Source organism: Gemmatimonadota bacterium (genome assembly GCA_009841265.1).
Classification (GTDB): domain Bacteria; phylum JAAXHH01; class JAAXHH01; order JAAXHH01; family JAAXHH01; genus JAAXHH01.
The window spans coordinates 250,812-264,140 of the sequence record VXMB01000007.1 but is presented as its reverse complement, the minus strand read 5'-3'; the positions used below and the strand labels follow the sequence as shown (position 1 = coordinate 264,140).

The following is a 13,329-nucleotide window of genomic DNA, read 5'->3' as shown; positions in this document are numbered from 1 at the left end:
CGGTATTTTTCCTAGCTGTAAGTTCCTATGTCCGACAAACTGCGCATCCCATAGGTTTTACCATCATCCAGCACACGTTAACGGAGGATCGAAATGACGACCAACCAGACCTGGTGGCCGGATCAACTGGACCTGAAACCGTTGCGCCGGAACGCGCCGCAATCCGACCCGATGGACGAGGAATTCGACTACGCCGAGGCGGTCAAGGACCTCGACGTCGATGCACTTCGCAAAGACATCGAAGCGGTGATGACGACCTCGCAGGACTGGTGGCCCGCCGATTACGGCCACTACGGACCACTCTTCATCCGCATGACCTGGCACGCCGCGGGCACCTACCGCATCTTCGACGGACGGGGCGGCGGCGGTTCCGGCCACCAGCGCTTCGCGCCGCTCAACAGCTGGCCGGACAACGGGAACCTGGACAAGGCGCGCCGCCTGCTCTGGCCGATCAAGAAGAAATACGGCCGGAACCTCTCCTGGGCCGACCTGCTCATTTTCGCCGGCAACTGTGCGCTCGAATCCATGGGGTTCAAGACCTTCGGTTTCGCCTTCGGCCGCCCGGACGTGTGGGAGGCGGACGAGACGGACTGGGGCTCGGAGACGACGTGGCTCGACGACCAGCGCCACAGCGAAGACGGTGAGCTCAAGTGCCCGCTCGGGGCGGACCACATGGGCCTGATCTACGTGAACCCGGAAGGGCCGAACGGCAATCCGGACCCGGCACTGGCGGCGCAGTACATCCGCCAGACCTTCAAGAATATGGCGATGAACGACGAGGAGACGGTCGCCTTGATCGCCGGCGGACACACCTTCGGCAAGGCTCACGGCGCCGGACCCGAGGACCATGTCGGTCCCGAGCCGGAAGGCGCATGTATTCATCAGCAGGGTCTCGGTTGGAAGAGCAGCCACGGAAGCGGAAAGGCCGGCGATACGATCACCAGCGGTCTGGAAGGCGCATGGACCAGCAACCCGGTCAAGTGGGACAACGAGTTCGTCGAGAACCTCTACGGCCACGAGTGGGAGCTGACGAAGAGTCCCGCGGGCAAATCGCAGTACACGCCCAGGAACGCCGCCGAGGTGGCCAACGTGCCGGACGCCCATGATCCCTCGAAGAAGCATGCTCCCATGATGCTCACCACGGACCTTTCCCTGAAGGCGGACCCCGAATACGCGGCGATCACCGAGCGCTTTCTCGAGCGTCCCGCGGATCTGGAAGACGCCTTCGCCAGGGCGTGGTTCAAGCTGCTTCACCGCGACATGGGCCCCCGCAGCCGGTATATCGGTCCGCTGGTCCCCGCGGAATCGCTGCTCTGGCAGGACCCCGTCCCGGCGGTCGATCACGCGTTGATCGACGAGCAGGACGTCGCCGCCCTGAAAGAGCAGGTCCTGGCCTCCAGCCTGTCCATTTCACGTCTGGTCTCGACGGCCTGGGCCGCGGCGTCATCCTACCGCGGCACGGACAAGCGCGGTGGCGCGAACGGCGCGCGCATCCGCCTCGCCCCGCAGAAGGACTGGGAAGTGAACGACCCGGCCGCCCTCGGCGAGGTGTTACCGAAACTTGAACAGATCCAGGCGGAGTTCAACAAAGGGCAGTCGAGCGGCAAGCGGGTCTCTTTGGCCGACCTGATCGTCCTGGCCGGATGCGCGGGCGTCGAACAGGCTGCCCGGGACGCCGGTCATGGCGTGCAGGTACCCTTTGTGCCGGGACGCACCGACGCGACGGACGAATGGACCGACGCGGAGTCCTTCGCCGTGCTCGAACCCACCGCGGACGGGTTCCGCAACTACCTCCAGGCCGGCCAGGACGGCAAGCCGGAAGACCTGCTGGTGGAGCGGTCGTACATGCTGAACCTCACCGCGCCCGAGATGACGGCGCTCGTCGGGGGCCTGCGGGCCCTGGACGCGAACACCGGGCAGTCGAAGCACGGCGTGCTCACCGACTGGCCGGGAACGCTGACCAACGACTTCTTCGTGAACCTCCTCGACATGGATATCGCGTGGAGCGCTTCGTCCGAAGGGGATGACGTGTACGAGGGACGCGACGGTCAGACCGGCGAGGTGAAGTGGACCGCCACCCGGGTGGACCTGGTCTTCGGTTCGAACTCCGAGCTTCGGGCCTACGCGGAGGTCTATGGCAGCGATGACGGGCGGGATAAGTTCGTGAACGACTTCGTGGCCGCCTGGACCAGGGTGATGAACCTGGACCGGTTCGACCTGGCGTAGTCTTGGCGTGTGCGGGACGATAATTCGGCCCGCCGGGCATGACTCGCGTTGCACGCCAGGCGCAGGCCGCGGTTCAGTAGCCCAGCACGCGGTAGTCGCCGTCCAGGATCAGGCGCGCCGACACGTACATGCCCAGCAACCCGAAGAGCACCCAGGGTGCGTTCAGGACGACGACATAGCCAAGTAGCTCGGTCCTGGTGATGAGACGCTGCCGCCCGGCCATGAAGAAGCTGACCCCGTAGACCGACGTGGCGTAGGTCCACTGCCAGGAAAGTACCAGCCCGAGCATACCGGCCAGGACAGCCGGCATGATGTTCAAGGTTAGGGCCGCGTAGAGGACCAGGGTCGGAATCGGTGTAAAGAATCCGTTCGCGACATCGACGTTAAACCCCCAGGTGCGGCGGTCCGAGAACGACCCGTCGATCAGGGAATATGTAGCCCAGACGTCCGCCCACACCGTCGGGGAGAATATCCGCCTCAAAGGCACCCTGGTCCGTAGAAACTCGACCGCCGGTGTACGGCCCGTTTCGCGTTTCCGGGCGCGCCAGTATTCGGTGCGTTCCTCGATATAGTCCCGTTTGAGGAACAGGCAGATCTCCCAGTAGCAAACCAGCAGATTGGCCGAGAAAAACAGACTCAACAGGCTGTGTATGGCGTTGAGGTCGCTAAAGACGTAGTAGCGCGTTCCAATACCGAGCAGCGTCAGGAACACGACCGCAAGCGCGGCGAACAGTCCGGGTGCCATCCCGATCTCCTATTCTCGGTTTGCCGTTCCTTTGAAGCGCGCCATTCCTTTCTCGCGCGCTTTTTCGTCGATGCGCGCCTTTCCTTGAATCCAAGGTAACCCTCCGGATCGGATTTGTACAAGTTTCTTGGTTCGGCAATGCTTCTATACGCGGACTTGACTTTGGGAGAACCTTCATGCTGATCGTCGATTCCCACCTGGACATCGCTTACAACGCCCTCGAATGGGACCGGGACCTTTTCCAGCCCATTGCAAAAATCCGCGAGGCAGAAGCCGGCATGGCACAGAAGGGCCGCGGCCTCGGCGTGGTGAATTTCGAGGAGCTACGCCGCGGCGGAATCGGGCTCATGTTTGTCACGGTGAACTGCCGGATCGCTTCGATGGGCAAGCGCTTCTCCGGCGTGCGCACCCAGGACATCGCCTATGCCCGGTGCATGGGCGAACTGGCCTACTATCGCCTGATGGAGTCCAGGGGCGTCTTTCGCCAGGTGCGCAACCGGGCCGAACTCGACGCCCACCTGGCCGAATGGGAAGCCGACCCCCTTACGACGCCGCTGGGGTATGTCCTCAGCATGGAAGGCGCGGACGGCATCGTGGGGCCCGAGCAGGTGGCAGGCTGGTGGGACGAAGGTCTCCGGGTGGTGAGCCTGTGCCACTACGGGGTCAGTTCCTATGCCCACGGGACCCAGGCGCCCGGCGGTCTGACGCCCCGTGGCCGCCCCATGCTCGAAGCCCTGGAGGCGGCCGGGATCATCCTGGACGTGAGCCACCTGGCCGAGCAGGCCTTCTGGGAAGCGCTGGACCACTTCAACGGCCCAGTGCTGGCCACCCACAACTGTTGCAGGGCCCTGTGCGACCACGACCGCCAGCTCGACGACCAACAGATCAGGGCCCTGGCCGAGCGCGGCGGCGTCATCGGCACAGCCATGGATATATGGATGATCTCCCCGCTGTGGGATCCGGTCGCCATGGATAATTCGGCCATCACCTTTGAAACCGTGGTGGATCATATCGACCATGTCTGCCAGTTGACCGGGAGCGCGCGGCACGCGGCCATCGGCACCGACGTGGACGGCGGTTACGGCAAAGAACAGTGTCCTGCCGATCTCGAGACCATTGCCGACCTGCGCAAGATCCCCGCCATCCTCGAAAGCCGCGGCTATTCGGAGACCGACATTGCCGACATCATGCATGGCAACTGGGTCCGGACGCTGCGCGCGGCGTGGGGTTGACGTCGAAAAGCGTCGCTTTCGTTCGCGTCCGAACCAGGCACCACGAAAATGATCGGCAGTACCAAGAGGCCGGCATTCACTCCCTGTAAAAAAGGCCGCTTCATGCCTGAAGCCCCCGTATTCCATCGTCACACCATCTACGAAGGCGGTCCCGCCGAGCGCATGGACTGCGTCGTGGGGGACCTCGACGGCGACGGCGTGCAGGAATTCGTCATCGCCACCCGGAATCCGGACGGACTGCACTGGTTCGGCCGCACCGATCAGGGCACGTGGGTACCGCACCTGATGGATGACACTTTTCCAAGCATCAGTGTCGGTACCGCTCTCGTCGACCTCACCGGGAATGGTAGACTCGATCTGATCTCCGGCACCAGCGACCGGGGCAACCACGTATTCTGGTGGGCGTGCCCCGACGATCCCACGCAGCGTTGGGCTCGTCGCGTGGTGTTCGAACTTCCCGATAGCCGGATCCATGACCTGATGGTGGCGGATATCGACGGCGACGGCCGGAACGAATTGTATGTATGGAACCCCGATGCCGGGACGATCTTCTCGGTCCCGGTGCCCGATGATCCCTTCGTGACTCCGTGGCCCGGCGTCAGTAAGGTGGCCACCGGCGTAAGCGAACAGGACTTCGCGGCCGCCGACGTGGACGGAGACGGGCGGCTGGAACTCATCGCCGGGACTTCGTGGTATCGCTTGCTGCCGAACGGTGAATGGGAGCGGCACGTCTTCGCCGAGGGGTATGGCGGCGTGCGGGTCCGGGCGGCGGATTTCGACGGCGACGGGCGAGTCGAAATCGCTGTGTGCGAGGTGGCCCTGGACATCGGGCAGACCTATGGACGGCTGGCGCTGTTCAGGCCGGGCGCGGACGTCGAGAAACCGTGGGAGGCCGAAGTGCTCAACGACCGGCTCCTCGATGCGCACACCTTGCAGGTGGCCGACTTCGACGGAGACGGCCGGCCCGACATCTACGTGGGCGAGATGGGCCGGGGAGACTGGACCAAACCGCATCCGCCCCGGCAACTGCTCTTTCTGAGCCGCGGCGACCACATGGATGAGCACGTCATCGACACAGGGATCGGTACGCACGAAGCCCAGGTCATAGAGCTGGACGGCAAATTCGGCATCATCAGCAAGCCTTACCGCTGGCTCCAGGATACCGCGCCGCGGCCGCAGTTGGTGGATAATCTGTATTTGTACATGCCGGAGTGAGATGTGGCTGGTAGCGTCGAGGCAGGCCCCATGACCCAAGTACGGCACGACAGACCAACCTGGCCAGGCCGGATTCCCCGCCACAAGATCGCCGAGTTGTACAAGAAGGAGGCCCTCGGAATCTGTGACGAAGTGCTGATCGACGATGTGGGTATCGGCCTGCTGGTGAGAATCGAGCACATCTTCCGTGCCAGGAAAGCGAACAGCGGCCTCGCGAGTTGCCCGCTATGCCAGCGCGAAATCCCACACGACTTCGACCCGTCGTTTCTGCTGCGCTGCGAGGTCTGTAACTGGGATTTGGTCTGGGCCGAATACCAGAAATCGTTTCAGGGCAAACACCTGATTGCGTCCGGCATGACCTCCTTCCTTAAGGAATACGTGGAGAAGTACAGGGTTGCGAGATCACCCCAGGAAAAACTGATCCTCATAGATACGCTGATCCACCGGTATCACTGGGAACTCGAAGGTGGTCTGACCGGACCCGGAGCACGCGATCTCATCGGCGGGAAGCCCAACGAAGTCATCGATTTTCTGAACCATCTGAGCTATGGGAGCAGAAGCAGTCCCGAGATCCTTTCCACCCGGCAGGAATGGCTGGACAAGGTGCGGACGAGTCGAGCACAGTATGCGGAGGCAGTTAAGGAGCGGGAACTCAAGGAAGAGAAGAAAAGACAAAAGGCGGAAGAAAAGAATAGGCGGATGACCTTGAGGGAGAAAGCGCGGCAGGCTGGACGCACCGATCGGAGCAATGCGGGAGAGGTCCATGACGGTTCATGACAACGACTGTGTCTTTTGTCGCATCATCAGCGGCGAACTGGATTCCGCGGCCGTATACGAAGATGAATCAACCCTGGCGTTCCTGGATCTTCGCCAGAGCAACGAAGGGCACGTCCTGGTCGTCCCTAAAAACCACTTCGAACAGATCTATGATCTTGACGAACAAACGGCTGCCGCTCTTGCCAGTGCAGTCTGCAAAGTCGCTCGGGCAGTTCGCCGGGTTTACAAGCCGGAAGGACTGTCGATCTGGCAGTCGAATGGCCCCGCGGCGTTTCAGGAAGTGCCGCATGTTCACTGGCATGTATTCCCGAGATACACGGATGATGGACATCTCGTCGTCTATCCCCGGGATCTCGCCGGCCGTGCGCGCCGGGAATACTCGTTGCCGTCTCTGAAGGACATTTCGGGACCATTGACAGAAGCGCTTGAAAAAGAAACAGCGTAACAGAATCAACATCCAAACGACACCTGTTCTCGCGGAATCAGAGAGTATACACAAGGTAGATACATTGCCATTCGCTTGCCTGAACGGCTACAGGATGTTCTACGAAGTTCAGGGAGAGGGTGAGGCCGTCGTCCTCATACACGGCGGGTTCCCTTCCATTGACATGCATCTTCGCGCACCGTCGATTGGCGCGTGGACATGGGAGACGGATTTCGCGGCGGCTTACCGCTTTATTGCGTACGATCGCCGGGGCTGCTGGCGGTCTGCCCGTACGGAGTCGGGGTATGATCTGGAGAACCAGGCACGAGATCTGGTTGCGTTACTGGATCACCTCGAAGTAGACTCAGTGCATGTGATCGGCTCGTCCGCAGGTGGACCCATTGCGATCCTTTTCGCAGCTATCTACCCGGAAAGAACCCGGACCCTCGTGCTGGCAGGGACCGCCGCGAATCTCTGGCCGGACGAAGACCCGGTAACCCGGATTGTCAAAGATCAGTTGGATATCCTCGACAAACGGGGCGCGGAAGCGGCCTGGGACAACCGGCCGCCAGGCGTCGTGCTTTCACTGGACGTGCTGTGGGAGCGGGAGGAAATGAAGGAGCGAGGTGTCCTGACCGAGTACGAGGATCGCATTACACAGTCCCTGAAGCAGTGCACCTGGAAGGACCTCGTGCATTGGTATGAAACCCAGCTTCGGGCCATCGCCGCCTATCTAGACCGGGACCTGACGGACGCGTGTGCTCGCATAGCTGTTCCGACACGCGTAGTCCACGGTTCCAATGACCGGGAAGTGCCTGTATCATGGGGAAGGGATCTCGCGGCGAAGATCCCCGGAGCCGAATTCATCATGTATCCTGATGAATCTCACGGCGTCGTCCATCGGTGCAGCGCGGTTCGGAAGGAACTCATCGCGTTTTATCAGACGAACAGGAACAACCCATGAAAGTCACCGAGATCGAGGCACACGAGATCACCCTCGAATACGAGGACTGGATCGCTTACCAGCTTAACCATTTCTACGGACCGGCGAAGCGGACGGTCTACGTCGCGCATACCGACGACGGGCTCATTGGACTGGGCGAAGGAGGTGACTCGGAACCGAAGGAAGTGGTCGACCGGTACATCGGGACGAACCCTTTCGAATGGGTCGGTGACGAAACCTCCCTGGCGTTGGGCACGGCGATGTACGACCTGATGGGCAAGGCCGCGGGCGTGCCGGTCTACAAGCTGTTCGGACAAAAAGTCAGGTCCTGGGTGCCGGTGGGAAGCTGGACCGTGTCTACACACCCGGACCGCATGGCCGAAGCGGTGCGCAAGTACTCTGCGCGCGGCTACACCTGGATGAAGTACCACCTCTCGCCCTTCGAGAACGTGATGGATCAGACCGAGGCGATGCAGGCGGCAGCGCCGAATGGATTCAGGATCCATTACGATTTCACCATGCACGGCACCGACGACCACATGCCCGAACTCCTGGACAAGCTGGAACGGTTCCCGGTGGCCGGTTGCTTCGAAGACCCCCTGCCTCCGGGGGACATCCAGGGCTACATCGAGCTGCGCAATCGCACCGGGTTGCCTGTTGTGCTGCACCATTTCCCCATGGGGGCGACCTACGAAGTGCTGATGAAACCCGCGGACGCGTACATGCTGGGGCATCAACCGATCGGCGAGGCGGTGCGGCGGGCGGGCCTGTTCGCCGCGGACGACAGTCCCTTCATGCTTCAGAACGTGGGTGGGAACATCACCCGGGCCATGACGGCCCACATGACAGCGGTCTTCCCGTCGGCGAACTTCCACTTCATCAGCGCGACGGAGACCTGGAAGAGCGATGTGGTCACGGAACGGTTCGAGCCCGTCAACGGATTCGTGCGGGTTCCGGAAGTTCCCGGGCTAGGGGTCACGCTGGACCGCGAAGAACTGGAGCGGCTCAAGCGACTCGAGTTGCCGCGCCAGGATAGGTGGATCATCAGGTCGAGGTACGAGAACGGCGCCCGGATGTACAACATCGCCGACCCGGAGGATTCCATTTTCATGGTGCGGCCCGACCGGCGGCGCGGCATGGTCCCCATGAGCTACGACGCGCTCATTACCACTGAGTACTGGGACGACGACGGTTCCGATGCGTACCGGGAGATGTTCGCCCGCATTGAGCGCGAAGGCGTCGTGCTCGAGAAGTGAAGAACCGCGTGCAGACGGACATGGGTCGCTTGCGGACTTGGCTATTGTACAATTGTACAATAACAGTTCGGAAGCAATACGGTAAGCCTATCTGCTTCCGGTCGAAATGGCCGGAAGCCGTTCTACCAGAGCGAGGCAGTCATGCGAAAACCGAAGCTGATCCACTACAACGACGCCCGTCACTACAGCATCTACCGCTATGAGCCGCCGATGAGCCTGCACCAGTGGCGGCAACCCGTGGACGAGATCTTGGGAACCGACGTGGATACCCTGGTCTACGGCCTGGGTTCCGGCGAGACCTTTCTCCACGACACGAAGGCCGGCCTGAAGTGGGGAGAAGGCGTCGAAGAGCACAACATGAGCATGATGTGGTGGTGGGCGACGAAGAACCTGAACCTGGCGCTTGAGGCGGGTATCGATCCGCTCGAAGTGGCTGTAGAACGGGCGCACGAGAAGGGACGGCGCATACTGGGCAGCCTGCGAATGACCGAGCCCACTTCGCCGGACGACGACAACCCCTACATGCTGGGCCGTCTCAAGCTGGAGCACCCGGAGGTCATGATCGGCGAAAACCATCCCGATTACCCCCGGGCGGCCGGCTGTGCGGACTACACCCGTGATGAGGTGCGGGCCGAGCGGCTTGGCGTCATCGAGGAGGTGTGCGTCCGGTACGGCATGGACGGGCTGGAGTTCGATCCCTACATGGGCGTGTTCTTCAAGCCGTCGGAGGCGCGGGAGAAAGCGCCGGTGCTCACGGAGTTCATACGGGAGATCAGGCAACTGCTCGATCGCCTCGGCAAGGCGCGCGGGGAATCTCTGTGCCTGGCCGCCAGGGTGCGCGCTACCGAGGAAGCGAACCTCGCCCTGGGCATGGACGTGTGCGCCTGGCTCGAGGAGGGTCTCCTGGACACTGTCATTCCCTGGACCGAAAGCTTCCTCTTCGATCAGGAGATGCCCATCGGGTGGGTGGTCGAAGCGGCCGCCGGATCGAAGACGCCGGTACACCCCATGCTGGGACGATCGCCCTACGACGATCGGCACCACCTGCCGACCATCGAGATGTACCGGGCCGCGGCGGCCAACTATCGCGCCATGGGAGCGGACGGACTGTACCTTCTGGACCTGCCCTGGCCACATACCGAACGCGAATACCAGGTCTTTCGCGAGATGGCCGATCCGGATATCCATCTCAGGAAGAAGAAGCACTATTTCCCGGCGCAACGGGAACCCAACGCGGAACCGCACGTCCCCGAACGGTATCTCCCGGTGGATCTCGAAGAAGGCGTGCCCGCCCGCGTGCCGTTCCAGGTGGGGGACAGGCTGGCCGATGCCCGTGACGACGGCGAACTCAAAGGCGTGACGCTGGGTGTGCGCATCGGGCACTGCTGCCCGGAGGACGAGATCTCCTTCCGGTTCAACGGCGAGACCGTCACGCCGTCTGAGCGCACGCACCATTACGGCGGCATCGTCTCCTACACGGCCGCGAGAAGCGGACTTCCGGAACGCATCTTGACTCACTTCTGGTTCACTTTCGATCTGCCCCACGATCTGGTTCGCGAAGGGGAAAACGAACTCGAGGTCGTGCTGGATAAACGATTCACCGGAATGGGCGGCGACCGCGTGCTGCACCAGGTCGAATTGATCGTGGAGTACGATGAGCCCCTCGTGCCCGTGGGCGGGCAGATGTGATGGCGGGCAGGCGTGAATGCCTAATCAGGGGATGCCAGCCCGTCAGAGAACGACAGACGACCGGATCACTGAATTTCCTCAGAACAGGATCGGGCGACAACCATGAAGCTTTGCACCATTCAGCCTAGCATGCCTGATTCGATTGATGACGGTGTGAGAAAGTCCACCAGGTGGATTGAAGAAGCGGCGCAATCAGGTGCCGACTTAGTCGTCTTTCCCGAAATGATGCTATCGGGTTACGACTTTCATCTACATGATCTATTTAAGGATGCCAGTTGGCCTGAACAGGTCGATAAAGCACTGACAACTCTAAGCAGCGTGGTCGACAGATCTGGAACCAGCGCTTTGGTTGGATTGCCGTATTTTCTTGGCGAAGGACAACTCAACGCGCTGGTGTTGCTCGAGCCGGGAAGAGAAGCTGTACTGGCAGGAGCGAGGTCTCATTTGCCCATTGGGGACAGGAATCGTTGGGGATTCGTAGAACCCGATGACCGCCTTCCCGTGAACTTCCAGGGCATTCTGTTCGGTTCGATATTCTGCGCCGAAGTGCTGAATCTCGACTACACACAAGGCAAAGGTCTGGAGAGAAGCGACGTCATACTCTGGCCCGGCGTATGCGGGAGCGAGTACAACGAAAACAAAGACATAACCAGGGATTGGAACGCTGAGTTTGCGAGGAAAATCGCCAGTTGCTACAACGTCCCTGTGATCCAATCCAACTATCTTTCCTATGCGTCAGAAATCTCCACTCAAACAGGATTAGAAAATCGCCGAATGCTGGGTGGATCTATTGCCTGCGACGTATCGGGACGAATTCTCGATCAGGCCTCTCGGACAGAAGAAGAAATGCGGTCGTTTGAGATAAGTAGAGTCGATAGCACGGTCGTAGTAACCCCAACAGCAAACCAACACGAGTCCGAATCCCAAATAGAGTCGCATTCCAATTGAGTAACCTCCCCGACTTCGACAAACTCTGGGACTACAACGATCCGGCGAAAACCGAGAAGGCCTTCCGAGGTCTGCTACCCATCGCCGAAAGCGCCGGTAGCCACGACTACCACGCCCAACTTCTCTCGCAAATCGCGCGCACCCACAGCCTTCGACGGGAATTCGACGCAGCCCACCGCGTCCTCGATGACGCTGAAACATTGATTGTCAATATTGACAACCCTTCCAACGACCCAACACAGACCACCCGGGTCCGGCTTCTCCTCGAACGCGGCCGCGCCTTCAACTCGGCCGGCGACACAGATTCCGCACGACCACTCTTCAAGGAGGCCTGGGAACTGGCGAGAAAGGCCGGCGAGGACTATCACGCCGTGGACGCGGCCCACATGCTGGGGATATGCGAGCCGGCAGATGCATCCCTTATGTGGAATAACAGGGCGATGGAAGCTGCGGAAGCATCGGACGATCCGCATGCAAAGGACTGGCTTGGACCGCTCTACAACAACACCGGGTGGACGTACCACGACGCGGGCGAGTACGAAAAGGCACTGGAACTCTTCGAAAAGGGGCTTGCCTGGCGTACCGAGCGGGACAATCCTCAGGCGACGCGGATCGCTAAATGGACCGTGGGGCGTGCGAAGCGCTCACTCGGACATACCGAAGAAGCGCTGGTCATGCAGCAGTCCCTACTCAAGGAACACGAAGCGACCGGCACGTCGGATGGATACGTCTTCGAGGAAGTCGCCGAGTGCCTGTATGCGCTGGGCCGGCCGGATGAAGCACGGCCCCATTTTGGCCGCGCCTATCAGGAACTGTCGAAAGACGGTTGGCTGGTGGACAACGAGTCCGAACGGATGGGCCGACTCAAACGGCTGGGTTCGGAACAGTAATCTATACATTTTAACCGGCGAAGATATGAGTGAACTTATTGTCTGTGGCTGGGATGAAGTGTTTGTCCTGGAAATCGGTCAAACGAAGGACGGGACCCAGCGAAAGGTCTGGAGTTGGAAAGCATCCGACCGTAACGAATTGCCCGATTATATGAGGACGCGGTTTGGTACAACCGATGAGTGCAAGCCCATTGACGGTGGCAAACGAATACTGATCACGTCATCCGGCGGTGGGGCCGCGCTCATCGAACGCGAAACAGGCTCGGTTGTTTTCTATGCGAGCGTACCGAATGCTCACTCCGCCGACTTGCTTCCCGGGGACAGGGTAGCAGTTGCCGCCTCTCACGCCCCCGGTGGCGACAGACTGATTGTTTACGATCTTAGCACCCCGGATAAGGAACTATTCAGTGAAGAACTGTCATGGGGGCATGGCGTAGTTTGGGATGAGACTCGCCAAGTTCTCTGGGCGCTATCCGATACCAAACTTTGGACGTACCATCTAGAGTACTGGTACACCTCTAATCCGTCTCTTGCGACGGTCGAGGCGATTGACCTCCCAGATGTATCGGGTCACGATCTGATTCCGGTTGGCGACACAGCGTTCCTGGCGGTCAGTACGGAGAAACATTGTTGGTTGTTTGACCGGGACCGAATGATCTTCAGTCCTCTACCCCGGCTTGCGAACGAAAAAGACGTTAAAAGCATATCGATACATCCTGACACAGATCAACTGGTCTACGTCCGGGCGGATCCGGGCGAATGGTGGTCAGAGACAATCCTCACCTTGAATCCTGATTCCGATCTTCAATTTCCGGGAGAACACATCTACAAAGTCCGTTGGAATGTTGTCTGACTTTTGAGATACACGAGTCTACGATGAATAGCGACCGAGACTACGCTGGAAATGACTTCGAAAACACAGCCATTCTTGGTAAATCGAAGACATTGATCAAGTGCTCAGGGCTCGAGCTCATAAGTGTTCTC

Annotated in this window: 12 protein-coding genes; 11 read left to right on the top strand and 1 reads right to left on the bottom strand. The window is 60.4% G+C overall.

The window, feature by feature from the left end:
- Positions 1 to 93 precede the first annotated feature (93 nt).
- Complete coding sequence (gene katG, locus F4X08_02840) at positions 94 to 2,226, top strand: catalase/peroxidase HPI (GenBank protein MYD24734.1); 2,133 nt, start codon at positions 94 to 96, stop codon at positions 2,224 to 2,226.
- Positions 2,227 to 2,299: 73 nt separating this feature from the next.
- On the opposite strand, the gene F4X08_02835 is transcribed toward katG, so the two are convergent.
- Positions 2,300 to 2,971: a hypothetical protein gene (locus F4X08_02835; GenBank protein MYD24733.1), complete on the bottom strand. Its 672-nt coding sequence runs from the start codon at positions 2,969 to 2,971 to the stop codon at positions 2,300 to 2,302.
- A gap of 176 nt (positions 2,972 to 3,147) precedes the next feature.
- Here F4X08_02835 and F4X08_02830 point away from each other — a divergent pair, with 176 nt between their 5' ends.
- From F4X08_02830 to F4X08_02785, 10 genes are all read left to right on the top strand, one after another.
- A complete protein-coding gene (locus F4X08_02830) occupies positions 3,148 to 4,203 on the top strand; it encodes a peptidase M19 (GenBank protein ID MYD24732.1) in 1,056 nt (351 codons plus the stop codon).
- Between the two features lie 48 nt (positions 4,204 to 4,251).
- A complete protein-coding gene (locus tag F4X08_02825) occupies positions 4,252 to 5,418 on the top strand; it encodes a VCBS repeat-containing protein (protein MYD24731.1) in 1,167 nt (388 codons plus the stop codon).
- Between the two features lie 132 nt (positions 5,419 to 5,550).
- Positions 5,551 to 6,195 (top strand): hypothetical protein, encoded by a 645-nt coding sequence (locus F4X08_02820; protein MYD24730.1) that lies wholly within the window; start codon positions 5,551 to 5,553, stop codon positions 6,193 to 6,195.
- Positions 6,182 to 6,640: an HIT family protein gene (locus F4X08_02815; GenBank protein MYD24729.1), complete on the top strand. Its 459-nt coding sequence runs from the start codon at positions 6,182 to 6,184 to the stop codon at positions 6,638 to 6,640. Before F4X08_02820 ends, F4X08_02815 begins: the two co-directional genes overlap by 14 nt.
- Before the next feature lie 94 nt (positions 6,641 to 6,734).
- Positions 6,735 to 7,583, top strand: a complete 849-nt coding sequence (locus F4X08_02810; protein MYD24728.1) for an alpha/beta hydrolase — start codon at positions 6,735 to 6,737, stop codon at positions 7,581 to 7,583.
- Positions 7,580 to 8,818 carry a hypothetical protein gene (locus tag F4X08_02805; GenBank protein ID MYD24727.1) on the top strand — a complete coding sequence of 413 codons (1,239 nt, stop codon included), beginning with the start codon at positions 7,580 to 7,582 and terminating at the stop codon, positions 8,816 to 8,818. Before F4X08_02810 ends, F4X08_02805 begins: the two co-directional genes overlap by 4 nt.
- Positions 8,819 to 8,959: 141 nt before the next feature.
- Entirely contained in the window at positions 8,960 to 10,507 is a 1,548-nt protein-coding gene (locus tag F4X08_02800) for a hypothetical protein (protein MYD24726.1), read from the top strand.
- A 102-nt stretch (positions 10,508 to 10,609) separates the two neighbouring features.
- A complete protein-coding gene (locus tag F4X08_02795) occupies positions 10,610 to 11,455 on the top strand; it encodes a carbon-nitrogen hydrolase family protein (protein ID MYD24725.1) in 846 nt (281 codons plus the stop codon).
- Entirely contained in the window at positions 11,452 to 12,345 is an 894-nt protein-coding gene (locus tag F4X08_02790) for a tetratricopeptide repeat protein (protein ID MYD24724.1), read from the top strand. The genes F4X08_02795 and F4X08_02790 overlap by 4 nt, the downstream gene beginning before the upstream one ends.
- 25 nt (positions 12,346 to 12,370) lie before the next feature.
- Positions 12,371 to 13,198, top strand: coding sequence for a hypothetical protein (locus F4X08_02785; protein MYD24723.1), 828 nt, complete (start codon positions 12,371 to 12,373; stop codon positions 13,196 to 13,198).
- Positions 13,199 to 13,329: the final 131 nt, after the last annotated feature.

What these genes read in the sequence shown, in the direction of transcription:
- katG (MYD24734.1), top strand. Translation starts at nt 94, where the DNA reads ATGACGACCAACCAGACCTGGTGGCCGGATCAACTGGACCTGAAACCG.
- F4X08_02800 (MYD24726.1), top strand. Translation starts at nt 8,960, where the DNA reads ATGCGAAAACCGAAGCTGATCCACTACAACGACGCCCGTCACTACAGC.
- F4X08_02795 (MYD24725.1), top strand. Translation starts at nt 10,610, where the DNA reads ATGAAGCTTTGCACCATTCAGCCTAGCATGCCTGATTCGATTGATGAC.
- F4X08_02785 (MYD24723.1), top strand. Translation starts at nt 12,371, where the DNA reads ATGAGTGAACTTATTGTCTGTGGCTGGGATGAAGTGTTTGTCCTGGAA.
- F4X08_02815 (MYD24729.1), top strand. Translation starts at nt 6,182, where the DNA reads ATGACGGTTCATGACAACGACTGTGTCTTTTGTCGCATCATCAGCGGC.
- F4X08_02805 (MYD24727.1), top strand. Translation starts at nt 7,580, where the DNA reads ATGAAAGTCACCGAGATCGAGGCACACGAGATCACCCTCGAATACGAG.
- F4X08_02830 (MYD24732.1), top strand. Translation starts at nt 3,148, where the DNA reads ATGCTGATCGTCGATTCCCACCTGGACATCGCTTACAACGCCCTCGAA.
- F4X08_02810 (MYD24728.1), top strand. Translation starts at nt 6,735, where the DNA reads ATGTTCTACGAAGTTCAGGGAGAGGGTGAGGCCGTCGTCCTCATACAC.
- F4X08_02825 (MYD24731.1), top strand. Translation starts at nt 4,252, where the DNA reads ATGATCGGCAGTACCAAGAGGCCGGCATTCACTCCCTGTAAAAAAGGC.
- F4X08_02835 (MYD24733.1), bottom strand. Translation starts at nt 2,971, where the DNA reads ATGGCACCCGGACTGTTCGCCGCGCTTGCGGTCGTGTTCCTGACGCTG.